Source organism: Cytobacillus sp. Bva_UNVM-123 (assembly GCF_046351715.2).
Taxonomy (GTDB): Bacteria; Bacillota; Bacilli; order Bacillales; family Cytobacillaceae; genus Cytobacillus.
Genome location: NZ_CM177772.1, coordinates 1,189,988 through 1,214,163, shown reverse-complemented (window position 1 = coordinate 1,214,163; position 24,176 = coordinate 1,189,988). Strand labels below are relative to the sequence as shown.

The following is a 24,176-nucleotide window of genomic DNA, read 5'->3' as shown; positions in this document are numbered from 1 at the left end:
TTATTTCATTTTATATTTTCGAAAATTTCGTTATAATATATTTAGGGTTCCGAAATAATTGTTCAGAAAGAAGCTGTATATTTAATGACTCGGGAAGCTAAACGCAATTTATCTATCATGTGGTTCGCAAATTTCTTTATTTCTGGAAGCATGACGATGGTTTTACCGTTTATCTCTTTATATATTGAGACATTCGGAAAATACTCAACGACTTATGTTCAGCAATGGTCTGGTTGGACATTTGCGGTTACATTTGTTACGGCCTTTATTTTTTCACCGATTTGGGGAAGAATTGGAGACTTATACGGAAGAAAAAAAATCCTTATTTTCTCTGGAATTGGGATGGGGATTTCTATTTTCCTAATGGGATTTGTTACATCTGTTTGGCAGCTATTTATCCTCCGCCTCGTAATGGGGATTTTTACAGGTTTTATTGGGATGTCACAAGCCTTTATTTCGACACAAACACCAAAAGAAATTGCTGGTAAAGTGATGGGCACACTTCAAACAGGAAGTATAACCGGCTCTTTAATGGGACCTTTGCTTGGTGGAATTCTTGCAGATTCGTTCGGCTACGCAGATACATTTAAATGGACGTCAATTTCAATATTTATCTCTGCTTTTCTCGTCATCTTTGCAAGAGAATATAAAATATCGAGTAACGAAAATACAAGAACAAAATATTCTAGTAAAGAAGTGCTATTACACATCATTCGACACCCTATTTTACTAACGGTACTCCTTATTTCATCCCTTATTCAAATGGCACATTTTAGTGTTCAACCGATTCTATCCTTATATGTCAGTGAATTACATGGACCTGAAAATCTTGCTTTCTTCGCAGGAATAGCTTTTTCAGCAGCCGGGCTAGGGAACTTAATGATGGCGAGACAATGGGGGAAAATTGCTGACCGTTATGGTTATATAAAAATTTTGATCATCTTACTATTTATTGCTGGGATCTTTTATTTACCTGGAGGATTTGTCACTAATATATGGCAGCTTGTCTTCATTCGGTTTTTACTGGGAATTTCAATTGGCGGGATCATCCCTGTTCGCATTGCCTATATTCGGCAGGAAGCCCCGCTTGCGATGCAAGGCGAAGTACTCGGATATAATACGAGCTTACGTTTCTTCGGGAATATAATTGGGCCTGCAATGGGAGGCATTGTTTCGGGTTATTTTGGATTTACTGCCGTGTTCATTTCAACAAGTATGCTGCTTATTATAAGTGGATTAATCTTATTAGCTGCACTGAACCGCCATCCAAAAACAGAAGTAGTGGGGAAATCTGCATAAATCTTTCCCTTTTTCAGCCATTTTGTTTGTTCATAAATAAGCTGTTCCTTTGTCATTTCATATGATCAAGGAACAGCTTTTTATTTTGGTGTCAATATGATAGTCTTTCAATAATATGATTTAGTTTGATATTTCAATATCGCTTTCTTTGTTGTATTCGCTATACCAAGTCGGAATAATTAGCTCAAACCCTTTATGATCCTCTAAAATCATCTCTATCCGTTCAAACATATCAGTTAATTTCTCTGGAACTACTTTTTTTGTCCAAACTACAGCAGATAACAATTCCATTGCTAAATAAACTGAGTAAAGCTGCCAAAAATCATTCGGAATATTATCGTTAAAATAGCCCTGAATTTGTCCGACTGAAAAAGGGATGCTTACTTCCCTGCTAAACAAACCTACTTTAATAAACTCAAAATAGGGATCTCCCCAATCAAAACGATTAAAGTCGATTACTCCCGCATACTTCTCATCTTTAACAATTAAGTTCCCAACATGGAAATCATCATGAAGAAACTGACTAGGCCGCTCCTTCAAATAATGTACATGCTTATCAATAAACGCTATCAGTTTATGATCCTCTTTAATTTTAATCCCACATGTTTTATACGTTTCTAAATACGCTTTATATTTTTTCATTTTCCTTTCATACCAGGGACCTATTGAGATAGGTGCATGAATTGAATTAATTTTCTTTAAATCAGCTCCTGCTTCCAGGCCAATTTCATATTGAACTATATTACGATAAAAAGGGAGTAAATCTCGTGCATCTTCACCTTCAATATATGAAAGCAAATAATAGCATTTTTCTAACTCTGCTACTTCTCCGATCTTAATCGGTTTTGGCGAATTAACCTGCATTTTATGTAATGTACTTAACAGATGAAATTCTTCCGCTTTTCTGGAAAATAGGTTCAGATCAGCTGTTCTTAATAAATATTTTTCTCCTTGCTTGAAATAGACAACATACTTTACATCACTGGAAAAACCTTTATGAATGATTTCAATTTCAATGGCATTCTGTAGAAAAGGGATACTTTGTCGCAATGTCTTAATCATATTCATCATACCTCCTCATAATTATTGACTCCCTATATCGTATTAGTGCATTATACAACTAATACACTAATACTAAAATTAGAAAGGAAGATTTTTAATGTTCATAAAGAATAAGAAATTCTTAACTTTTACATCACTTATTTTTTCGTTATTTCTTATTACTGGTTGCCAAGTCAAAATTGACAAAGATGCAAAGCCTGGACTCCATATTTATAAAGTAGATAATGAAGATAACGATAGTGGAGACGACAATTAATCTGAAACTTCATTCAGTGGGGGTTTTTCGACGCGCAGGATGTGCTATTGCAGACGTTGTGACAGGACATCGCGTTCTTAGACTGCCCCATCCCCCACTGGTAGTTGAACTAATTGATATTAGTAATATAGAAAAGGAAAATTCCCCATTATATCTCCAATTCTAAAATTTTCTAACTTGCATGACGAATGTCAATACAAATAGTACCATTTTTGCTATCCTGAAATTCTATGATAAAGTAAAAGAAACAGAATGTTAAGTGAATGGGAGGGGCAAGTCGTTATGGATAACTATAAGTTCGTCGGACTTATCGGCACTTATACAAAAGGGGAGAGTAAAGGAATTTATTCTTTCACTTTAGATACAAAAAAAGGGGAAATAGCTGAGGCTGCACTTGTTGCTGAACTTGATAATCCAACCTATTTAGCTTTAAGCCATGACAATCATTTTCTATATTCGGTTGTGAAGGATGGAGAATTAGGTGGAATCGCTGCTTTTCGTGTTAATAGCCAAAATGGTGAATTAACTTTTATTAACAGCCATGTTTCAGAAGGCGCACCTCCATGTCATGTAAGCATAGACAATAAATCAAACTATGTCTTAAGCGCCAACTACCATAAAGGCACGATAGAAGCACATGATTTGAATCAGGAAACAGGGGCGATTCTTCCTCCAACTTCTATTATTGTACATACAGGAAAAGGGCCTGATAAAAGACAAGAAAAGCCACATACCCATTATGCAGGATTTACACCAGATAAAAAATTCGTTATAGCTGTAGAGCTTGGTATTGATAAAATTATTACGTATGAATTATTAAACGGTAAGTTTGCTCAAAAAAATTCTCTCTCAGTAAAGCCAGGCAGTGGACCTAGACATATTACATTTCATCCGAACGGAAAACATGCTTTTGTCATGACTGAATTTAGCTCAGAAGTTCTTGTCTTAAGTTATGATCAGAAAGATGGAAGCTTCAAACAGCTTCAATCTATATCAACCATTCCTGAAAATTTTGATGAGAACAATCAAGGAAGTGCCATCCATATTTCCTCTGACGGCCATTTTGTATATGCAGGCAATCGTGGTCATAATAGCATTGCTATCTTCCAAGTTAATGAAGAAACAGGAATGCTTCATATCATTGACCATACTTCTACGGAAGGAGATTGGCCAAGGGATTTTACATTAGACCCTACCGAGAAATTTCTTGTCGCCTCTAACCAAAATTCAGGGAATCTTGTTTTATTCGCGAGAGATGAAGCTACTGGAAAACTAACTTTATTGCAGAAAAATATTGTAGTTCCTGAACCAGTTTGTGTGAAATTCCTAAAGTAAACATATCTTTTAAAATTTTTTCAAGGTAATATTCTTAGGATTTATTACTAGAAATAGCCTTCCTTAATTACTTGGAAGGCTATTTTTTAAGGAATTTTATCAAATGAGGGTTAATAAGCTGTGCATTTTTTGGGGAATATGAGTGCTATCCAAACGGTGTTTATCCTTTTTAACACATTCCCATCGTTTTTTGGATTCTGCGAATGTCTTTCTTATTCATCCATATATCTTCCTTCAATAAATCAATACTGTCTTCAATTCCTTTTATTTGTCCTTTAATTTCACCGAAGTCCTTAGCATTTTGTAATCTCATTTCACTTAATTCAGCCTTCAAGGATTCCTGACCATTTATTAATGCTTTAATTAAGCTGGTATGCTCTTTAAGTGTTTCACCTTGTAGTCGCTGCACTTCTTCTATGTTTGAAAGCTTAGCACCTTGTTGCTGTTGCATCTCTTCTAAATTTGAAAGCTTAGCACCTTGTTGTCGTTGCATCTCTTCTAAATTTGAAAGCTTAGCACCTTGTGTTTTAAACAGTTCACTATGTGCCTTAAGGAGTTCACTATGGATGTTAAGAACTTCCCCATGGTTTTTAAGCATTTTTCCATGAACTTTAAGTATTTCTCCCTGTTCTTTAAGCATTTCTCCATGGGTATAAAGGGTTTTATCTTGTTTATCAAGCTTCAAATTAATTTGTTCCAGCGCAGATAGAATTTGCTTTTCCAATTGCTTGTCCACTATTTCACCTCCTCACTTACTCCGTATCATTATAACATTTTAACTGAACTGATTTAGGTAAAATAATAGAATCTATCGAAATATTTAAGCCATAAAAAATAAACACACCATCTAAAAATGAAATCTCCTCTAGATAGTGTGTTTGCAAAATTATCGAGTAACAATAATCGGCTCATCTTTTGTCACAATTAATGTATGTTCACATTGAGCAACAAGGCTTTTATCATGAGTAACAAAAGTCCAGCCATCTCCCAGTTCAATAACTTCTTCTGCACTTGTTGAAATAAATGGTTCGAAAGCTAACACCATTCCCTCTTTCAACAATTGTGTATCCCACGGATCGAAATAGTTTAATATATGGTCTGGCTCCTCATGAAGAGCACGCCCTACCCCATGTCCAGTGAGGTTTTTAATCACCGTGTAGCCATTCTGATTGGCTGTTCTGTTAACAATTTTTCCGATCACACTAAGCTTAGCACCTGCTCTAATTTTCTTAAGACCTTCTTCAAAGGCTTTCTGTGCAGTTTCACAAAGATGCTGGAGCTTTTCATTTTCTCCAACCACAATGGATAGTCCCGTATCTGCGAAATATCCATTCTTTGAACCAGAAACATCAATGTTTACTAAGTCACCTTTCTGAATAACACGCTTTCCAGGTATTCCGTGTGCTACCTCTTCATTCACACTTATACATGTAAATCCTGGGAATTGATATTCCCCTTTTGGTCCAGAAATTGCTTCATACTTTTCAAAAAGCTCTCCTGCATAATCATCTAATTCTTTTGTTGTAACGCCTGGTTTTGTTCGTTCGATTAGTTCATCACGGATAATTGCAACAATTTTTCCGATTTCTTTCAGACCTGCTAACTCTTCATCATTTTTTACAATCATATCTTCCTGTCCCTTCACTAGATGTTCTTTCATCTTTATGTATATTATATTCTACTTTCCTCAAACTTACAGCTTGAAAGGAAACAACTGAAAAAACATCTATTGTTGAACAAAGCTAATCTATACGGAAGCCGATTTTCCCTAACTGCTCCGCACGTTCCATCCTATTAAATGCCTGTTCAAATTCATCCAGTTGGAACACTCGATCAACGACTGGCTTAATTGCGTTCATCTCAATAAACTTAAGCATTTCAGCATATTCTTCTCCACTTCCTAATGTTGAGCCTAACAAATTTTGTTGCCCATAAAAGAACGTGCGAAGATTAAGTTGAATTTCATCTCCAGCAGATGCACCAAACGTAACAATTGTCCCACCTGGACGAAGAAGCTCGAGTGATTTATTAAAAGTGGCAGCTCCAACTGATTCAATAATAAGATCCATTTTCATACCTTCAAGTGCTTTATTCCAATCTGAGTGGCTATCAATCGCTTTGTTTGCTCCTAACTTGATTGCCATCGCACATTTTTCCTTCGAACGTGAGCTAACATAAACTTCTGCCCCAGCAGCCTTCGCAAACTGCACTAAAAATGTTGCGACTCCACTTCCGACCCCTGGAATAAACACTTTCATTCCAGGCTGTACTTTTCCTCTCGTAAACAATGCTCTGTATGCAGTTAATCCAGCTAATGACAGTACGCCCGCTTCTTCCCATGTTAAATGCTCTGGCCTTGGAGCCGCATTTTCAGCTGGAATAATCACATATTCAGCAAATGTTCCATGGAATGGGTGCCCGATTATTTCAAAACCCACTGGAGGTGCATCACTATTTTTTTTCCACCCAAGGCCTGGATTAATGATGATTTCATCACCGATTTGAACAGATGTTACACCTTGACCAATCGCGTCTACAATACCCGCTCCGTCCGAACCAATAATTAATGGTGGATCTGATGGGAGGTGGCGATTGAGAACAAATAAATCGCGATGGTTAAGTCCTGCTGCTTTCAGTTTTACTCTAATTTCCCCTTCCATTGGTTTCACTTCTGTCATTTCACCATAAGATAATCCACTAAAGCCTGATTTAGCTGCATGTATAATTGCCTTCATTCCATCACTCCTCAATAATTTTTAAATACAACAAGTCTATTTCTATCATACTTCGGAATTGTTTGAATTCACAATAATTTCACCTATTTCCTTGGTAGATGTATTAAATTTTAGATACATTTGTCATTCTATGGTAAATTCATATTAGAATAGCTAATATGTTAGGAGTGGATTAATGTGGGATGGGCAGAATTTGAACGCGTAAAAAATGACTACAATGAAGAATTTAAATTGGTGGACGAAGAAGTATTAAAGCTAATACATAAACGAAAAGCTTTAGCAAAAGGAAAGCATTTTTTCCCTACGGTAGAAGTAATGGAAGAATGGGCTAAAAAATTTGAAATGGAGACTTCTGAGATTAGCTGGTTCATCAATCAGCTTAATGATAGCAGGGGACTCTTTTACCAACCTGATGTACCTGGAGAACTTCTTGGGGTTTTGCAAATCATGAAAAAATCAACTTTAGATGACTTTGATTATGTATTGACCCATTCCATGCAGTATGAGCATGCGAGCATTGTTACCCTTGAGATCAACTATAAACATCATAATGACGAAAATATTGGGAATATTATCCCCCATTTAATCTTACAAGTAACGGGTTCAGCCGATTTCACAGTGAGAAAGAATGGTGCGCGTGGAGGTGGTGGTCATACACAATTGCAATTCACCGTTTCACCACGATTACCTGATGACTTAAGCCATATTGATTTTGCCTTAATACCATTTGCTGCACCAATGGAATTTCCACCTAAGGAAGTTATTCTTAATAAAGAAATTATTTTTAATAATAATTGATGAAAAAGATGCACAATTTGTGTGTCTTTTTTTATTTAAACCCTCCCCGCTAAAAAAAGAGATAAGAACTCCGTTTTAATTCCTTCGGTACAGACATATATTTGTACAAAGGTTTTATTAGAAAAACTTGACATTCGCCAAGTCCTTTCGGCGAGTGCCTTAGCTTTTCTTATGCGGTATTATATGCAGTAATATTATAAAAATTAAATTTTACTTTAGTACGTTAGTAAAATCAAATTTTTCTATTAGCCATAAAATCCGCACTTAGATGATAGGGGCAGGAGGTTTTTAAGTGTTTAAACAAAATAAAATGAGAATAAAAAAAGCCAAGAGAAGAAAATGGATTACGAAAGGTCCACTTCCATTTAGATATGTTCTCCTCATTTCATTCATCATTTTTAATGTCTTAACGATCATTAGCTTGATTATCATAAATAAGAAGCTTGAGCCATCCTTAATGAGTATCGCAGAAACGAGAGCACGTCAATTTGCTGCTCAAGCCATAAATGATGCCATCGCTAAAAAAATCTCTGAAAGTGTAGATATTAATGAACTTATCGTGAAACATAAAAACGCTGACGAAACTGCCTTCAGCTTCAATCCTCAAGTCTATAATAAAGTCATTTCGGATGCTTCAAAAAGAGTGCAAAACTATTTAGATTTAGTAGAAGCAGGTCAATTAGAGCAGCTTGAGAATTTCAAAAATGACATTAACATTGATAAGGAGAATACAAAAAATTCGAATGGGATTGTGTATCATATACCGCTCGGAATGGCTACTGGAATGACATTATTCTCAAATTTAGGTCCCGACATTCCAGTGAGATTACAAATACTTGGAGATGTTACATCAAATGTAGAAACAAAAATTATCTCATCAGGGATTAACAATACGTATCTAGAAGTCTATATAAATGTGAAAGTTCATATGAATATTATTATTCCTTTAAAAGAAGAACCGATTGAAATCTCCAATCAAGTAAAAGTTGGTGATTTATTTCATCCTGGTAAAGTTCCACAATATTATAATCCTGGGCTAATGCCCCCACCTACTAATAATAACTAACAGGAAGTTCCTCTAGCAGGAAAAATACTGAACAAAGTAGAATAAGTCCATACGTCAAACTACATAAAAAGCAGATTATGACTTAACATTAACCTTAATCATGGACTCTAGGGGGAATAATAATGAGAATATTAATGGTTGGAGCTGGAGCAATCGGTGGATATTTTGGAGGAAGGCTTGTAGAAAAAGGTGCCGATGTTACATTTCTCGTTCGTGAAAAAAGAAAGGAACAGCTTGATACGAACGGCTTAATTGTTGAAAGTGTCAACGGAAATATGGAATTGAAAGTAAAAACCCTTTTAACGGGGGAAAAAGCTGAGGATTTTGATGTCATAATTCTCTCAACAAAATCCTATCATTTAGAAGGAGCGATCGAAAGCTTTCGACCTTATGTAAAAAAACAAACGATGATTCTTCCACTCCTAAATGGCATAGAACATATTGCTACACTTATTAATGCCTTCGGTGAAGAGCATGTAATTGGTGGCATGTGTACAATTGAATCAACCCTAGATCAATCAGGAAAAGTGATTCAAACGAGTGCACTTCAAGAATTTGTGTATGGTGAAAGAAATGGAGAGAAGACAGAACGAATCTTGAACCTTCAAACGGCTTTTTCAGGTACAACCTCGAACTTTAGGCTTTCAGAAAATATTGAACAAGACATGTGGCATAAATACTTATTTATTTCGACAGTTGCTGGTGTTACCTCCCTTTTCCGCTCACCAATGGGGCCGATTCGTGAACAAAAATATGGCTTGCATACGATTCGCACAGTCTTAAAGGAAGCTGCCGAAATTATGAGAGCGATGAACGCACCTTTATTAGAAAACATTGAAGAAAATCTGCTAGAAAAAATCAACAACCTCGGCTATAAAATGAAGGCATCTCTTTTAAAAGATATAGAAAAACAAATGCCGATTGAAGCTGACCATTTCTTCGGCTACTTGCTAGAAAAAGCGGAAGCTCATGGCATACGAGCAAATTCTATTGAAACGATCTATACAAATTTAAAACTTTATGAACATAACACTTTATAACATTAAAATATTAAAGATTAATCACTGACAGGCACCCATTTTTAAATGCCTGTCTTTTTGTGCTGAACATAAAAATTTTTTCTGATAGGATATAAAAATGAGCTCCATCTTCCAACTAAAAGGAGGCTTGCTATGTGGGGATATATGATAACACAAATCATTTTAATAGTAATTTTTGGTTTACTCGGCTGGATCATTCGCTACAAAAAAATGTATTCGTTGATTTCTGGCTTTGATTCTCGACCTGAGGAGGAAAAAAAGCAGCTGATTGCAAATGGATTCCCGCAAAAAATTGGGTCCCTGCTTCTCACAACTGCCGGCATTGTATTGCTTTTATTACCACTTAATTTTACGTCTTATACATTTAGATTCGAAATTCAGCTTGGTTTTATGCTTATTTATTTAATGGGGGGACTTATTTATTTAACTAAATATGAAGTCGAGAATAAACGAAAGCGAGGCTACTTAATTCATACTGCCCTTTTTATTATCGTTATTGGTTCGATAACGGCTCTGAGTGTAACAAGCTATCAAGGCTATGAACTACGTGTGAAGGAGAATAGCTTTGAAGTAACAGGTATGTATGGGGATGAGTGGAGTATTAAAGATATTAAAAGAGTCGAATTAATGGACGAAATGCCCGAAGTTACAATGAGAACGAATGGGATTGGTTTACCGACTTTATCAAAAGGACATTTTAAAGTGAAAGGATATGGAAGCAGCCTACTATTTATCCAAAAAAGTTCATCTCCTTACATTTACATTGAACTTCCTAACAAGAACATTTTCATTAATGATAAACAAACTGATACAACGAGGAAATGGTTTGAGCGATTGAATGAAAAAGCAACTATAGTGAAGTAATTTTATAAAGGTTAAACTTCATTTCAATAACGATTTTTTTGGCTAGTAGGAACATAAATAAGAAAGTGTCCCTGAATGTTATACTTAATATGGTACCTGTAGTTAAGACACTTGAAAAAGAGTGTTCTATCTACAGGTATTTTTTTATATACTTGAATTTCAAGATATGGGATTAGGAGACATCATGAGTAAAATAACATTTTCAACTAAAGAGATAAAAACACTTCAAAATAATCCAAATGTACAACGTGTTAGCGAGCGAGCTATTACCTATACCGACTCCTTTAAAAATAGATTTATGGATGAGTATCTGAATGGGAGACTCCCTCGACAAATTTTTTTAGAGAACGGTTTCGATGTGGACGTTATAGGAATTAAAAGAATTGAACAATCAGCTTATAGGTGGAAGAGAGCTTATGAGAAGAATGGATTAATAGGGCTTACAGATTCAAGGAAAATAGGTTCTGGCAGACCATTAATACGGGAACTTACACCAACCGAAGTGATTGAAAGACAGGAAGCAAGAATTAAGCTATTGGAGGGACAGGTGGAGCTATTAAAAAAGCTAGAAGTGACAGAAAGGAGGCTGCTAAACGCAAGCGAAAATCTAGATCCAAATAGAGTATATCAGTTCATTTATGAGACCATTGAACAAAATCATTTTAAGCGAATGACCAAGTATTTTTGTGATCTTTTAGAGGTCTCCCGTTCTGGATATTATAGCTATCTAAAGGCAACCACTGTCCGGGAAGCAAGAGAGCAATCAGACTTAAAAGCGAAGGCAATCATCTTAAAGGCGTTTAATCGTCGAGGATATAAGAAAGGGTCACGTTCCATAAAAATGATGTTGGAAAACGACTATAGCCTTATCTATAGTCGTAAAAAAATACAGAGAATCATGAGGAAATTCGGAATAGTTTGCCCTCATAGAAGGCCGAATCCTTATAAAAAGATCGCTAAAGCAACAAAAGAGCATCAGGTTGTTCCAAATAAATTAAACAGAGAATTTAAGCAAGGAATCCCTGGAAAAGCATTATTAACGGACATTACTTATTTGCCATATAACGGGAATTGTATGGCTTATTTGTCTACCATAAAAGACGCCTCTACTAACGAAATTTTGGCTTATCATGTTTCTGATCGTATCACTTTGGACATCGCAACTCAAACGATCCATAAATTAATCAATAATAAGAAAATTACTCTGCATCGGGAGGCCTTTATCCACTCGGACCAAGGAAGTCATTACACCAGCCCAAGATATCAAAAGTTATTAAAAAAATATGGCCTCGGCCAATCTATGTCACGAAGAGGGAACTGTTGGGATAACGCTCCTCAAGAGTCATTCTTTGGTCATTTAAAAGATGAAGTCGATTATCAATCCGTTGAATCATTGAAAGAATTAAAGATGAAAATAAATCATTATATGGTTTACTATAACAATTATCGATATCAGTGGAACTTAAAGAAGATGACCCCTATTCAATATAGGAATCATCTTCTAGTTAGTTAATCTCTTTTTTTATAGTGTCCTTGACTTAGGTGCCAATTTAACTTTTGGGACACTTTCTTTTTTCAGTATTATTTAAGTAGGAAGTTTGCACCTGCTAAATCTTTTTGACCAAGATAGGTTGCATATGCGTAAACATTATAATAATAACCAGGTTGTAGTTTAGAACCGTCTGTTAATTTTCCATCCCATTCGAATGTCGTATAACCAGCTTTCACATTTTTGTATAAGGCAATATCACCTAAATAGGCTAAAGGCTGGCCATCCTTATTCGATAAATAAACAAATAATTCAACTTCCTCTGCTCCACCTGGGAAAAATCCATCAATATTTATTTTCCCGTCAGCCAATTGACTTACACCTAAATATTCTACACGAGGGTAGTCTGGCTCCTTTATGAAAAGAATGGTTGGGACATGAATGGTTTCCTTACCATTGCTAATCGTAATAGTTCCTTCATAATAACCAGGAGTAAGTTGGCCTGCATCAACTTGTACATTCATATTTACATTTTGCGATTGACCAGGATTTACTTTTAAGTTATTACTTGTCATCACTTTTATCGCATTTGCACCTTCTTTTAAACTCACATCAAAACTATACGTTTGGCGCTCTGAAGATAAATTTTTAATGATGAAATGCTGTTTTTCCACTTGCTTTCCTTTATCTTTATAAAATGTGCCGAAAGAATGGCTACCAGGAGTGACAAGTGTTTTCGCATGAATGGCATCTACTACTTTAATACTCCCTCCCCCTTGAGTATTATGTGGGTATGCTTGACCTGTAGCAGGGTCAATAAGATTTTCAGCCGTATTCATTAAGGCTGCCTTCACTTCATCAATCCCCCAATGCGGATTCGCTTGCAAAATAAGAGCAGCCGCACCCGCTACATGAGGCGAGGCCATACTTGTTCCTTGCTTCGCACCATATCCGTGAGGATTGGCTGGATCATGCGTTGGGACTGTACTTACAATATTAACACCTGGTGCAGAAACATCTGGCTTGATCATCCACGTATAAATAACTGGCCCACGTGAAGAAAAATCTGCCATTGATTCTCCTACACGATAAGAAAAATCAATTGTAAATGAGACCTTATTATTTCCCTTTTCTAAATCAGCAAGAAGGTTTTCACCATCATCTAAAGAAATTTTGATTGTTGGAATGTCAGTTCCTGGTACATCTGGTTGTTCACCAGGACTATGATTATAAATAATAGCACCTACTGCACCTGCATTTTTCGCATTTGTTGCTTTATCAACAAAGGCAATATCTCCTCGCTTAATTAATGCAATTTTCCCTGTTAAATCTTTTCCTTCAAAATCAGCTGGAATACCTAGGCCAACATCAACATATTCAAATTCTTTTCCATTTAAAGCTAAAAGCTCCTCATCATTTGGAAAACCCATTACTTTTGCAGAAGGATAGCCTGTTCCTTCCGGAGTAGAAATCATTGCATTGTATACGTTATACGGCAGTTGGGTAGCACCTACAGAAATGGCAGCACGAGCTGTTCCTGGAGAACCAACTGTCCAGTTATTCGGACCACTGTTTCCATTCGATGTTACAGCGACAACACCTTCGGCCATTGCCCAGTCCAAAGCAATACTTGTCGCATAATCAGGATCATTTAGCGAGTTCCCTAATGATAGATTCATGACGTCTGCACCGTCTTGGACAGCTTTTTCAATAGCTGCAATTACATTTTCGGTTGTTCCTCTTCCTCCAGGACCTAATACGCGATATGCAAGTAATGTCGCATCAGGGGCTACCCCCTTAATTAATCCATTAGCAGCAACTGTTCCAGCTACATGGGACCCATGAGTTGTAGCTGCCCCTCTCGGATCGCCATTCGGTGTTTCTTGTGGCTCCGCATCATTATCGACAAAATCCCAACCTTTATAATTTCCAAATGCATGGATTAAATCAGGATGTGTATAATCTACTCCTGTATCAATAATGGCTACCGTTATACCTTTTCCTGTATATCCAGATTCCCATGCTTGCTGAGCACCAATATGTGGTGCACTATTTAACATGTTCGGGCTATATTCTTCGGCCGAAATGAATTCGCCTTCACCAATGCTTGTTGTCTGATATTCTACATCAGGATAGACAGCCTTAACTCCTTCAACTGATAAAAGTGCCGGAATTTCATTTTCAACTAATTCGACAGAAAGACCGGAAAATACATACTCATACTCACGATTAATATTTGAACTTTTTACAGCTTTACTAATTTCAGATTTTACTTGATTGCGAACTTTAGAAAGATTTGCCTTTGATTGGCTTTTTCCTTTATGCTTTGCCTCTACAATGGATGGCTCAGCTAATTCTACAATTACACTTGTAAGTTCTGTCGATGAAAAATTAAACTCACCAACTAATTCAGGAAGCTTTAAAGCTTCAGTGCTAGTTGGCTTATTCGCAGCCTCAGCGCCCATAGGTGAAAAAGCCAACAGTAGTGTAAGCACTACAAGAAAGGATTTAAAAAAACGTTTCGGCATATATACATACAGCCCCTTTTTATTTAATTTTTATTTTCACAAGCGCGCTGTTCATTCACCTCGATTCGAGCGCATTCTACAATTTTATGTAACATTATAAATATTCTGTAACTTACGTGTTCTTCCCTTGAAACCTTTTTCCTATTTATCACAAAATTCGACAATGGCGACAATGGTGCCAGGCGACAATGGTGCCAGGCGACAATGGTGCCAGGCGACAATGGTGCCAGGCGACAATGGTGCCAGGCACCACAGATGGACATTTCTTCATTTCTGTCCTTCTGTGGCGGACTGTGAGAGTAACATTCACCATAAATTGTTTTGGAATACCGCTGCCTTATTTTGCATACATATGTGAAGTATGCATTTTCGAATAACATATAAAGGAGCGGTAAAGAAATGCCATCTTATAGTCATCACCTCGAGGTGGATGCACCTATTTATTCGGTATGGAAATTTGTAAGCAATATCGATAATTGGGCTCCTCTCGTACCGGGTTATATGAATCACCAAATATTAAATGAAAATGAGTCAACTTGGAGTTTTAAAAGCGATATTGGATTTATGAAGAAAAAAATTGAGTTGAAAGTGAAAATAACGAGTTGGCAAGAACCTACAAAGGTAACCTTTAATTTAGTCGGGTTGAATGAAAAACTAGACGGTCATGGATATTTTCTTGCTGAAGCACTAACGAACTCCAAAAGCCTTATTACAGGATTTCTAGATATTAAAGCTGAAGGTATGATGGCGAAAATGGCGAATACAATATTGAATGCTTCACTTCCTGAAGTGACTGCAGAATTAACGGAAGCTGTTGGGGCTAAAATCGAAGAAAACTACCAGGTACATTCATAACTCAAACATACTCTCGTGCATTTCATGCTTTTCATAAATAGCTATATTCTAATACTAAACTCCTCCAAAAAATGGCTCAGATAAGAAAAATAGGAGCATTCTCATAGTAGAGAAATGCTCCCGTTTTTTTATTTTTGTTAGAAAAACTTGGCATTCGCCAGTCTTTTCAGCGAATGCCTTAGCTTCTCTTATGCGGTATTATAAACGCTAATATGATTTGAACTTCATTTTAATTTAGTATCTCAATAAACTTACTCTTTCCTACTAGCCAAGAAATCATTTTCTTTTAGAAATTCAATGATATTATCCATTAGCCCTTTTGCTAAAGGCAAATCAGGCTTAGAATATGTTGCGAGATTACCTTCTCGATCTTCAGGCGCTTCTTTCAAAACATGATTCATCCCTTCAATGACGAAGAAATTAGCATCCTTTTTCACTGCATACAAGGCCTCTGCATCCGTAACAGGTACTTGTATATCTTGATTTCCATTCATAATTAAAACTGGGCAATCCAATTTTTGAATTTGCTCTTGTGGATTAATTTTTAGCCAAGAAATCATATATGGCTGAACAGATGGTCGGAATAGATTCTGTATTTCAGCACTCACTGTTTGCACTTGCTCGCCTTTTTTTAATTTCTCAAGAATCGTCTTTGATTCTTCCAATAAATTCGTCGGAAGCTGCACTTTTAACTGTTCAAGCAGCACTTCATCAATAGGTCTTCCTGCCCCGGCGATGGAAACGAAAGCATCGGCGCCGCCTTTATTTGCGGCAGCCATTCCAATTAAAGACCCTTCACTATGACCTATAATCCCGACCTTTGAAAAACGCTTATCTTCTTTAGCGAATTGCACCCATGAAGCGGCATCATTTATGAAATGCTCAAAGCTTACATCTTCTTCTTTCTCAAGTAGGCTGGCATTTGCTCCAACCCCTCTTTTATCATAACGAATGCTTGCAACACCATGTGCGGCTAAATCCAGCGCTACCATTTTCAAGCTATTATTTTTTCCAGGCAGTAGAGGTGAATTTCCATCTTTATCGGTTGGACCTGAACCAGCGATAATGATCATGATAGGGAAAGGTCCTTCACCTTGTGGCATTTCTAATGTGGCTTTCATCGTACCGTCCTGAAGCTCTATTTGAACAGTCTCGCCATCTTCTTCTGGCTCCTGCTCATTTGTTTTCGTTAATTCAAAAGGAAATGACTGACCTTGCTGGGAAAATGTCCCCGTTATTTTGTCATTATCAACCTTTCCATCAAATGTAATCTGTTGCCCCTGAATTTTCATGTCAAAAAACAAGCTTTGTTCAGTTAATTTTACACTCGCCAGCGGGTAATGATTCAACCCTTGTATAGGAATGCTAATCGTACCTCCTTCACTTGAAAATTGAATAAGAAATGGTAGCGGTTGATTCGGAATATTAATCGATCCTTCCCAGTTTCCTACAATACTTTCCAATGAACTCCCTCCTTTTTCGTTTATCTCTGAACTTTTATTATCATTCTTGCTGCAACCTAGTATTAGGATAGAGCAGCTAATGATTACACAAAGAAGAATAAATATTTTTTTCATATGTTCTCCTTTCATTTATGCCCAAAAAGCTATTAATAAAATAATGATAAGCGGGACAAAGATAATTAAATAACCAATTGGGTTAGCTAAATTAAGCGTCCAGCCAACACCGAACCGTTTCTCAACAAAGATAGAAGGATCGTTTTTATTAAAATAGAAGATGCCACCCTTCCAAAATGAGTCATCATCTACATCTGATATTCCACTCTTTAGTGAGGACTCTACTCCCTCCCCGGCTCTTCCTACTTTAAGCGCGAAAATAACCGTCCCAATTAAAACAATTAGTAAAAACAGCAACGGTATTGCAGTAACAATTGCTCCATCTAAAATATTTGGATGAATCATTTGCAATTGTAAAAAAGAAAAAAGAAGTGTAATTAAGACATTGATTATGAACAGAAACAAGCTTGAATATTTTCTTAATGTCAGCTGACGAATTCGAGAAGCTTCTTGTCTTGTAGCACTTAGTTTTATACCAGAACGTTTTGTCGTTTCATTTATGCCGAGAAACATTAATTGCATTATTAACAATACGAGTGACAATGAATGGGCAGAAAATAGACTTTTCGCTGTAAACGCATCTGGTTTCCCATCAGCTCCCCAATGAGTAGGGATTTGTTCTGGAAGCATATTGTATTTCAAAGCCGTATAACCTATTACACTTAACGTTACAATCATTGGAATTATAAATATAGAGGAAGAAAGCATCATGTCTCGCGAACGAACTGACAAATCTGTCATTTTTACTTGCTTAAGGTTTTCCCCCCACTTCATCTCTTTTTTCCGCTGTAATGTTTTCGCATGAAAATAAAAATAAAGAGCTGCGCTTATCAATAAGATGCTAAATTGAATGGATATTCCGTATAATACTTGAAGCGCTTCTTTTGAATTTCCATTTAACGACAATAATAAAAAGAGACAAACTGCAGCAGCACCAGTAATAAGAACTAGCAATGCATACCTCTTTTTATAGGATAATAGCTTTGGATCGGAAACAAATTCGTCTGGGATGAATACGCCAAATACAATCGTGCGTTTTACGAGAAATGGAATCGCCATTTCCAGTAAAATTAAAAATATAATGATTGTTAAAAAAAGCAGAAAACCCATATGTTTTCTCTCCCCTTTATGATTAGAAATAGCTATAGAACTATGATTTTTTCAGTAAGTCTTGAATAATTTCAGAAACGAGTTCTTGGATTTGAGCATCCTCCATCCCTAACACAAGTGCTTCCGCGATTACTGGTTTAAACTCTTCTGAAAGTCTATTGATAAATACACTCATTTCTGATGGTGCATTTATCACTGCCCCAGATTTAGGGATAATTCGAATAATGCCTTTCTTTTCTAATTCATGATAGCTTTTATTAACTGTATGCATATTCACGCCTAGATCAGAAGCAAATGCCCTAACGGAAGGAAGCGACTCTCCAGGAACAATATACCCTCTAGCTATCCCTTCAATAATTTGATTCGTTAATTGCGTATAAATAGGAACATCAGATTCGGGCTCTATTTGTATAATCAACGATTATCCCTCCATTCTGTTCTATTTAAACTATAACAAATTTGTTATAGTTTGTATAGAACAAATTTAGTTCCATTAACGGCATCTTCGCTGTATACCCCACATGGACAAATATCAGCATACTGTCCATGAGCGGTGCCTGGCACCACAAAATAGGAAAGAACTCTTGTTCAGATGGCCAAGAGTTCTGCTTTATTTCGTATAGCGGTTCGCGTAGCTTGAGGCAACAAAGGAATCTGGTTTTATTTTCGCTTCTACTCCGACTGATTCCATTCTTGCTACCATTTCTTTAACGAATTCCCTCGTTTTATTTTTCTTGCCAATACCGATATCTAAATGTCCCTCCATCGTAAATGTCGCTCCTTGGTAAATATAAGGGAGCACAATATCAATCATTTCGTTTTTTTTCTCGACTGTAAATAATGAAACGATTTGTTCGGTTAATGAAGTTTCATATGATATTCGCTCATGCAAGTGAAGCATTTTCCTTGGAACAACTTCCTTTCTTATACAAGCCCATGCACCTTTTCCTTCATTTTGAATCACAATCCCTGTTATAAAAACGGTGCAATCACAATGGACTTGAGAATCCGTTCCGATCATTAAACGGTAATTTCCGCAAGGACTTCTCCTGATGAATTTAAGAATTCTTGAGAAAACCTGTTCAAAAGTTAAAGAACACTCTTGAAGATTTTGAAACATTTCTTGTTTATTCTCACCTATTCTCATTGAATATCACCACATTATGATTTTATCCTTACAATTAGTATATTGAAGAAAAATGAGCCATGTTCTTATTTTTTCCTTATGCAGCAAGGAATAAACTATTTCTCATTTTTTTGAGCGTGTGTTGTGAGCTTTCATAATTAAGTATGCTACTATAAAGTAAATCAATTAATGAATGAGGTGTTTTTATGAAAATAGAAGTTTGGTCGGATTTTGTCTGTCCTTTTTGTTATATAGGGAAACGCAGATTAGAGATGGCACTTGCTCAGTTTCCTCATAGAGAGCAGGTCGAGGTGGAATATAAAGCTTTTGAACTCGATCCAAATTCTCCCGAATATAATGGAAAGAGCATTCATGAAATTCTCGCTGTTAAATATGGGATGAGTATTGAACAAGCAAAACAAGCAAATGAAGGTGTTGGAAAACAGGCAGAATCTGTTGGTTTAACTTTCAATTTTGATGAGATGAAGCCTGGTAATACTTTTAAAGCTCATCGCCTAGCGAAATTTGCTAAGACGAAAGGAAAAGAGCGCGAAATAACAGAAAAACTTCTTCATGGCTATTTTACCGATTCCATTGATTTAGGTGATGATGATACTTTAGCCAATATTGCTCATTCAGTTGGAATGGAACGTGAAGAAGCGCTAACTATTATTCAAGATGAGAATGCTTATGCAAATGATGTGCGAATTGATGAAGCGATTGCTAAACAGTATGGCATAAGTGGTGTGCCTTATTTTATTATTAACCAAAAATATGCGATTTCAGGTGCTCAACCAACTGATAAATTTGCAAATGCCTTGCAAAAAGTGTGGGAGGAAGAAACTTCAACACCAAAGTTTGAAGAGCTTAAGTTAGACGGTGCAGAAGGTACTACTTGTACAGATGAAGGCTGCACAATACCAAATAACGAAGAATAAGCTAAAAAAACATGCACATACTGCTTCATAATCTTTCAACCGATTATGAAGCAGTACGCTTTTTCCATCATCTAAATATTAGTGTAAAAATATGAAAGTTGGGGTTGTATGCCTCTTAATGAAATATTGAATTCTTATTATTCTAAAGAGCAAAAGCAAATATTTGTATTAGGGATTGATGGTTTAGGTGGGTCTGGAAAAACAACATATGCTAAATCAATTGAAAATTCCATTAAAAATGAAGGAATTCATGTCGACATTTTACATATTGATGATTTTATTCATCCTAGACAAATTCGTTATAACCTCTCAAAAGCAGATTGGGAATGCTATTACTATATACAATGGAGATATGATTACTTGATCAAGGAAATCTTAGCGCCTATCCAATTAGGATGTGCCATTAAGAAGCAAATCGAAGTTTATGATAAACGAACAGATCATTACTTTTTGAAAAATATGAGAATGTATACAGATTCGATTTTAGTAATTGAAGGTGTCTTTTTGCAGCGAGCCGAGCTAAATCGTTATTTTGACTACATGATTTATATGGATGTGCCAAAGGAAGAACGTTTCCAAAGAGTGCTTAAACGGGATACTTATATTGGGGATGACCTTGCCATTAAAGAAAAATATAAAAACCGCTATTTCCCCGCTGAGGAAAAATATATTGAGGAGTATGCTCCAGCTTTCCAAGCAAATAGGACCATTACGACCAAAAATTAAATCGCCCACCTTAATAAGATGGGCGATTTACCTTACTCCTCGTCATAAAAATAAGTGAATTCATAAATGAGCCTTTTTCCCTCTAAAGTAATTTTTACTATCTCCTTTTCATTACTTGATATAAAGGTTGCCGTTTCTCCTATAGATTCAGATTCCTGTTTCCGATAAAAAGGACCTCCAGCAATCTTCTCTAAATAAGCTTTGAATTTTGTGGAATCAGCTTGTTCCCAATGATAAATTTCTTCTTCATGAGAAATCGATATTGGCTCTAACCCAACAGGAAATAGCAAGCTTCCATAGCCATGATTCACATATGGCTGAGTAATCTCTTTTTTTGCTTCAAATCCCTCAATCTTCAAAGTTTCCATCGCATGAAAAATCTCCGCATACTCTAGCTTCGGATAATCAAATGTAATATGGGCAATTTTCTCTTCCCCAAGCGTGATGAAAAAATGATAACGTTGCACCGTATCCATCGTCTTCACATGCTCTATATTCATACTCGTTTTATAAGGGAATGATTCCAGCTCTGTCTTGACAAACATCGATAATTCTGCAATTAGCTTATTCTTTTCCTCTTCTGAAACGAGAGTAATTGTCCCAACTAGGAGATCGCCATTTTTACGATAGATTTCCCAACCGTTAGAAATCTTTTTCGTTACAACATTCTTAAACTCCCAATTGATTTCTTCACCTTCTCCAAGTTGTCGCACATCTGTTTCCGCTTCATGTGCGTTTTGAATCATATTATAAATAAATCCACTACAAATTAGAACGAACAAACAAGTAGTGAATAATACTTTCCATTGAAAGCTTCTTTTGGGTGCTTGATCATAGGTTTCGTTCTGAATGGATTTCCAAAGCCGCTCTCGAATTTCAGCTTTCTCATGTTCACTTGGACGAAATTGTTTTAATTGTTTCCAGTCTGCCTTATTGTAGTCGTTCAAAATATTCACCACCTTTATTCTCCATCTTTTCTTTTAATGCTAGCATTGCTCTCGACAATGTTTTGCGAACCTTAGTTTCTGACCAATTAAGGATAACCGCTGTTTCCTTCGTAGAGAATTCTTCAATTTTATTTATGATGATAACTAATCGATAATTTGGTTTAAGGCCGTGTATTGTTTCAATAAGCTGGAGAACCATTTCTTTATTTTCTACATATTGTTCAATATTAAAAGCAGAAGCGACTTCATTTTCTAAAGGGATGACTCCAAATAGACTTCTTCGTTTTCTCCTTCTAATTTCATCGATCACTGTATACTTCGCAATACTAAAAAGCCATGTTTTAATACTTGAACGGCCGTCAAAGCGATCAAAAGCTGTAAAAGCACGAATGAATGTATCATGAACTAAATCTCCACAGCTTTGCTTATCGTTAAGCATAAAAAAAACAAAGCGATAAACATCTTCATAGTATTGTTCATACCATTCCAGTAAAAGTTCTTCCTTGCTCTTATTCAATTTCCTCTTCACCTGCCTTTTTCTCTCTTTCATATCATCAGTCGAAAAAACTGAATATTTGTGACATGTATTATGCGAAACTTTTTCAATTGCTCAACCGTACTAATGGTTAACAATATTTTAAAGGAGCGATCTTATGGGGAATATGTTATTATTTTCACTCATCGTTGGATTGGCGTCGGCACTTGTGCTCATTCCCTTTTCCAATAACAAAAAAGGCAATGAGCAAGAAGGAAAGCGACTTAAATCTAGAGTGATGTTGGCAGCTCTAGTGCTTTTAGTCGCTATTATCTTCCTATTTTATTATGTTACGAATCTTGATCAAAATCTAACTTCTTTATGGGCATTCGCCATTGTTGTTACTGCAGCAGGCGCTGTTTTTGCTACAGGCAAAGAGAGAATGTTGAAGGCAGTATTGTTCTTATGCAGCCTTTTTGTAGGAATTTTCTTCCTTTCTGCCTTCCTCTTCAATGCCAATGATAAATATGAGCAGGCAAAAATGGAAGTAAAAACGGAAATCGAAGTCTTTGATGAAACGAAGACTCCAGCTAGCGTACCGCCAAAATTCGCACGCAATAAAATGAAAAAAGCATTTGGACAGGTTCCAAACACAAGTTATTATGAGCTTGGAAATTTGCAAATTCAGAAGGTGAACGGTGAATACGTTTATATTGCACCAGTTGAATTTTCAGGATTTTTTAAATGGATTAATGGGAAGGAAACACCTGGATACTTTACAATTAGTGCAACAGATTCTTCCGCCAATCCAAAATTTATAAAGGAAGAAATGGTTTACACACCATCTTCATTTTTCAATAAGGATGTTAACCGCCATATTCGGATGAAATACCCGAAAACGATTTTTTATGGAGATGTACAATTAGAAATTGATGATGATGGAAAACCTTATTATATTCGTTCATTCGGAGAATATATTTCAGCTCGAAATGGGTTTGCTGTGAAAGGAATCGTTATGGTCGATCCGAAAACAGGTGAAACAACATCCTATCCGCTGAAAGATGTACCAGAGTTTATCGATGGTGCAGTTGCTCCAGAAGTAGTCAGTTTGCAAAACAGCTACTATGGAAATTATATTCATGGATTCTGGAACAGTAAATTTGGGAAGAAAGATGTAAAGCTTCCTTCTGATGAAGGAACCGTTGCAAATGTAAGTCCCATTTTCGATCAAAATGGGGATATGTATTATTTCACTGATTTTACGAGCCCGAAAGAAGGGGTCGATTCAATGCTTGGTTATTCATTAACGAACTCAAGAACTGGTAAAGCAACATACTATACTGGAAATCAAGAGGAATCGTACATGGATTCACAAGGGGCGCTGCAAATCATTGAGAAGAAATTCATTGAAAAGAAATGGAAGGGCCAAATGCCTGTCATCTATAATTTCTATGGTGAAGCAAGCTGGCTCACGCCTGTCCTTGATTCAAATGGATTTCTCCAAAATTACTTCATCGTTTCTGCAGCAAATCCAGAGATTTCTGTTTTTGGTACAACACCAAAAGAAGCATTAAAGCTTTATAAAACAGCCTTGCAAAGAGGTGGAGGAACGGTTGATGGAAGCTCGAAAGCTGAAGAAAAACAAGTAAGTGGAACGGTCGTAAGGTTCTATAAAGAAAAATCTAGTGAATTCACAGTCATTTCTATTTTGCTTGATAACCGTCAAAATTTTATCATCTCCTCTGAAAATAGCCCAATGGCGATCTATTTACGAGAAGGAGACAAAGTGAAGATTACTTATTTAGATACTGGTGAGGAATTTTTACCAGCTAAAGAAGTCATCATCGAAGGACTATAAAATAGAAAATACGCTGGCGCTCCAACGGGTGCTAGCGTATTTTCTTATTTTAGAAGATATGAATGTCCACCCTAAAAAGACAAATACCCCTA

23 protein-coding genes are annotated in these 24,176 nt (G+C 36.3%); 12 read left to right on the top strand and 11 right to left on the bottom strand.

Annotated elements, in window-relative coordinates; all coding sequences use genetic code 11:
• The first annotated feature begins 84 nt into the window (after window positions 1-84).
• A complete protein-coding gene (locus KDN24_RS05845) occupies window positions 85-1,299 on the top strand; it encodes an MFS transporter (protein ID WP_409971416.1) in 1,215 nt (404 codons plus the stop codon).
• 120 nt (window positions 1,300-1,419) lie between these two features.
• Here KDN24_RS05845 and KDN24_RS05840 read toward each other — a convergent pair whose 3' ends face one another.
• Complete coding sequence (locus KDN24_RS05840) at window positions 1,420-2,367, bottom strand: aminoglycoside phosphotransferase family protein (RefSeq protein WP_409971415.1); 948 nt, start codon at window positions 2,365-2,367, stop codon at window positions 1,420-1,422.
• A gap of 91 nt (window positions 2,368-2,458) precedes the next feature.
• Here KDN24_RS05840 and KDN24_RS05835 point away from each other — a divergent pair, with 91 nt between their 5' ends.
• Together KDN24_RS05835 and KDN24_RS05830 are read left to right on the top strand one after the other, a co-directional pair.
• Window positions 2,459-2,617, top strand: a complete 159-nt coding sequence (locus KDN24_RS05835) for a hypothetical protein (RefSeq protein WP_409971414.1) — start codon at window positions 2,459-2,461, stop codon at window positions 2,615-2,617.
• Window positions 2,618-2,899: 282 nt separating this feature from the next.
• On the top strand, window positions 2,900-3,952 hold the full coding sequence (locus tag KDN24_RS05830) for a lactonase family protein (RefSeq protein ID WP_409971413.1): 1,053 nt from the start codon (window positions 2,900-2,902) through the stop codon (window positions 3,950-3,952).
• A 169-nt stretch (window positions 3,953-4,121) separates the two neighbouring features.
• Here KDN24_RS05830 and KDN24_RS05825 read toward each other — a convergent pair whose 3' ends face one another.
• From KDN24_RS05825 to KDN24_RS05815, 3 genes are all read right to left on the bottom strand, one after another.
• Complete coding sequence (locus KDN24_RS05825) at window positions 4,122-4,688, bottom strand: hypothetical protein (RefSeq protein ID WP_409971412.1); 567 nt, start codon at window positions 4,686-4,688, stop codon at window positions 4,122-4,124.
• 150 nt (window positions 4,689-4,838) lie between these two features.
• On the bottom strand, window positions 4,839-5,579 hold the full coding sequence (gene map, locus KDN24_RS05820; protein ID WP_409971411.1) for a type I methionyl aminopeptidase: 741 nt from the start codon (window positions 5,577-5,579) through the stop codon (window positions 4,839-4,841).
• Window positions 5,580-5,694: 115 nt separating this feature from the next.
• Window positions 5,695-6,687 (bottom strand): zinc-binding dehydrogenase, encoded by a 993-nt coding sequence (locus KDN24_RS05815; RefSeq protein WP_409971410.1) that lies wholly within the window; start codon window positions 6,685-6,687, stop codon window positions 5,695-5,697.
• Window positions 6,688-6,864: 177 nt separating this feature from the next.
• On the opposite strand from KDN24_RS05815, the gene KDN24_RS05810 reads away from it, so the two are divergent.
• The 5 genes from KDN24_RS05810 to KDN24_RS05790 all read left to right on the top strand — a co-directional run bounded on the left by KDN24_RS05810 (window position 6,865) and on the right by KDN24_RS05790 (window position 11,968).
• A complete protein-coding gene (locus KDN24_RS05810) occupies window positions 6,865-7,485 on the top strand; it encodes a hypothetical protein (RefSeq protein WP_409971409.1) in 621 nt (206 codons plus the stop codon).
• Window positions 7,486-7,777: 292 nt separating this feature from the next.
• Window positions 7,778-8,551, top strand: coding sequence for a sporulation protein YunB (gene yunB, locus KDN24_RS05805; protein WP_409971408.1), 774 nt, complete (start codon window positions 7,778-7,780; stop codon window positions 8,549-8,551).
• 122 nt (window positions 8,552-8,673) lie between these two features.
• Window positions 8,674-9,591, top strand: a complete 918-nt coding sequence (locus KDN24_RS05800) for a ketopantoate reductase family protein (protein ID WP_409971407.1) — start codon at window positions 8,674-8,676, stop codon at window positions 9,589-9,591.
• Window positions 9,592-9,723: 132 nt separating this feature from the next.
• Window positions 9,724-10,455: a DUF3784 domain-containing protein gene (locus KDN24_RS05795; protein ID WP_409971406.1), complete on the top strand. Its 732-nt coding sequence runs from the start codon at window positions 9,724-9,726 to the stop codon at window positions 10,453-10,455.
• A 184-nt stretch (window positions 10,456-10,639) separates the two neighbouring features.
• The gene (locus KDN24_RS05790; protein ID WP_409971405.1) at window positions 10,640-11,968 is read left to right on the top strand and encodes an IS3 family transposase; all 1,329 of its coding nucleotides are present in this window, start codon (window positions 10,640-10,642) and stop codon (window positions 11,966-11,968) included.
• A gap of 68 nt (window positions 11,969-12,036) precedes the next feature.
• On the opposite strand, the gene KDN24_RS05785 is transcribed toward KDN24_RS05790, so the two are convergent.
• Complete coding sequence (locus KDN24_RS05785; protein WP_409971404.1) at window positions 12,037-14,472, bottom strand: S8 family serine peptidase; 2,436 nt, start codon at window positions 14,470-14,472, stop codon at window positions 12,037-12,039.
• 399 nt (window positions 14,473-14,871) lie between these two features.
• Between KDN24_RS05785 and KDN24_RS05780 the strand changes: the two genes are divergently transcribed.
• Window positions 14,872-15,327 carry an SRPBCC family protein gene (locus KDN24_RS05780; RefSeq protein ID WP_409971403.1) on the top strand — a complete coding sequence of 152 codons (456 nt, stop codon included), beginning with the start codon at window positions 14,872-14,874 and terminating at the stop codon, window positions 15,325-15,327.
• Between the two features lie 251 nt (window positions 15,328-15,578).
• Here the strand turns inward: KDN24_RS05780 and KDN24_RS05775 are convergent, their stop codons facing one another.
• From KDN24_RS05775 to KDN24_RS05760, 4 genes are all read right to left on the bottom strand, one after another.
• The gene (locus KDN24_RS05775) at window positions 15,579-16,790 is read right to left on the bottom strand and encodes an alpha/beta hydrolase (protein ID WP_409971402.1); all 1,212 of its coding nucleotides are present in this window, start codon (window positions 16,788-16,790) and stop codon (window positions 15,579-15,581) included.
• Between the two features lie 129 nt (window positions 16,791-16,919).
• A complete protein-coding gene (locus tag KDN24_RS05770; RefSeq protein ID WP_409971401.1) occupies window positions 16,920-18,014 on the bottom strand; it encodes a DUF1648 domain-containing protein in 1,095 nt (364 codons plus the stop codon).
• 40 nt (window positions 18,015-18,054) lie between these two features.
• Window positions 18,055-18,432: a GntR family transcriptional regulator gene (locus tag KDN24_RS05765; protein WP_409971400.1), complete on the bottom strand. Its 378-nt coding sequence runs from the start codon at window positions 18,430-18,432 to the stop codon at window positions 18,055-18,057.
• Between the two features lie 192 nt (window positions 18,433-18,624).
• Complete coding sequence (locus tag KDN24_RS05760) at window positions 18,625-19,161, bottom strand: ribonuclease H-like YkuK family protein (protein WP_409971399.1); 537 nt, start codon at window positions 19,159-19,161, stop codon at window positions 18,625-18,627.
• Between the two features lie 185 nt (window positions 19,162-19,346).
• Here KDN24_RS05760 and KDN24_RS05755 point away from each other — a divergent pair, with 185 nt between their 5' ends.
• Both KDN24_RS05755 and KDN24_RS05750 read left to right on the top strand, forming a co-directional pair.
• Window positions 19,347-20,078 (top strand): DsbA family oxidoreductase, encoded by a 732-nt coding sequence (locus tag KDN24_RS05755; RefSeq protein ID WP_409971398.1) that lies wholly within the window; start codon window positions 19,347-19,349, stop codon window positions 20,076-20,078.
• Between the two features lie 108 nt (window positions 20,079-20,186).
• A complete protein-coding gene (locus KDN24_RS05750; RefSeq protein WP_409971397.1) occupies window positions 20,187-20,804 on the top strand; it encodes an AAA family ATPase in 618 nt (205 codons plus the stop codon).
• Between the two features lie 32 nt (window positions 20,805-20,836).
• Here KDN24_RS05750 and KDN24_RS05745 read toward each other — a convergent pair whose 3' ends face one another.
• Window positions 20,837-21,751 (bottom strand): hypothetical protein, encoded by a 915-nt coding sequence (locus KDN24_RS05745; protein WP_409971396.1) that lies wholly within the window; start codon window positions 21,749-21,751, stop codon window positions 20,837-20,839.
• Window positions 21,735-22,268 (bottom strand): RNA polymerase sigma factor, encoded by a 534-nt coding sequence (locus KDN24_RS05740; protein ID WP_409971395.1) that lies wholly within the window; start codon window positions 22,266-22,268, stop codon window positions 21,735-21,737. Before KDN24_RS05740 ends, KDN24_RS05745 begins: the two co-directional genes overlap by 17 nt.
• Window positions 22,269-22,404: 136 nt before the next feature.
• On the opposite strand from KDN24_RS05740, the gene KDN24_RS05735 reads away from it, so the two are divergent.
• A complete protein-coding gene (locus KDN24_RS05735; RefSeq protein ID WP_409971394.1) occupies window positions 22,405-24,084 on the top strand; it encodes an MFS transporter in 1,680 nt (559 codons plus the stop codon).
• Window positions 24,085-24,176 lie beyond the last annotated feature (92 nt).

Coding starts and splice junctions, on each gene's coding strand:
- KDN24_RS05845 (WP_409971416.1), top strand. CDS start 85: ATGACTCGGGAAGCTAAACGCAATTTATCTATCATGTGGTTCGCAAAT.
- KDN24_RS05840 (WP_409971415.1), bottom strand. CDS start 2,367: ATGAATATGATTAAGACATTGCGACAAAGTATCCCTTTTCTACAGAAT.
- KDN24_RS05835 (WP_409971414.1), top strand. CDS start 2,459: ATGTTCATAAAGAATAAGAAATTCTTAACTTTTACATCACTTATTTTT.
- KDN24_RS05830 (WP_409971413.1), top strand. CDS start 2,900: ATGGATAACTATAAGTTCGTCGGACTTATCGGCACTTATACAAAAGGG.
- map (WP_409971411.1), bottom strand. CDS start 5,579: ATGATTGTAAAAAATGATGAAGAGTTAGCAGGTCTGAAAGAAATCGGA.
- KDN24_RS05815 (WP_409971410.1), bottom strand. CDS start 6,687: ATGAAGGCAATTATACATGCAGCTAAATCAGGCTTTAGTGGATTATCT.
- KDN24_RS05800 (WP_409971407.1), top strand. CDS start 8,674: ATGAGAATATTAATGGTTGGAGCTGGAGCAATCGGTGGATATTTTGGA.
- KDN24_RS05795 (WP_409971406.1), top strand. CDS start 9,724: ATGTGGGGATATATGATAACACAAATCATTTTAATAGTAATTTTTGGT.
- KDN24_RS05790 (WP_409971405.1), top strand. CDS start 10,640: ATGAGTAAAATAACATTTTCAACTAAAGAGATAAAAACACTTCAAAAT.
- KDN24_RS05785 (WP_409971404.1), bottom strand. CDS start 14,472: ATGCCGAAACGTTTTTTTAAATCCTTTCTTGTAGTGCTTACACTACTG.
- KDN24_RS05780 (WP_409971403.1), top strand. CDS start 14,872: ATGCCATCTTATAGTCATCACCTCGAGGTGGATGCACCTATTTATTCG.
- KDN24_RS05770 (WP_409971401.1), bottom strand. CDS start 18,014: ATGGGTTTTCTGCTTTTTTTAACAATCATTATATTTTTAATTTTACTG.
- KDN24_RS05760 (WP_409971399.1), bottom strand. CDS start 19,161: ATGAGAATAGGTGAGAATAAACAAGAAATGTTTCAAAATCTTCAAGAG.
- KDN24_RS05755 (WP_409971398.1), top strand. CDS start 19,347: ATGAAAATAGAAGTTTGGTCGGATTTTGTCTGTCCTTTTTGTTATATA.
- KDN24_RS05750 (WP_409971397.1), top strand. CDS start 20,187: ATGCCTCTTAATGAAATATTGAATTCTTATTATTCTAAAGAGCAAAAG.
- KDN24_RS05735 (WP_409971394.1), top strand. CDS start 22,405: ATGGGGAATATGTTATTATTTTCACTCATCGTTGGATTGGCGTCGGCA.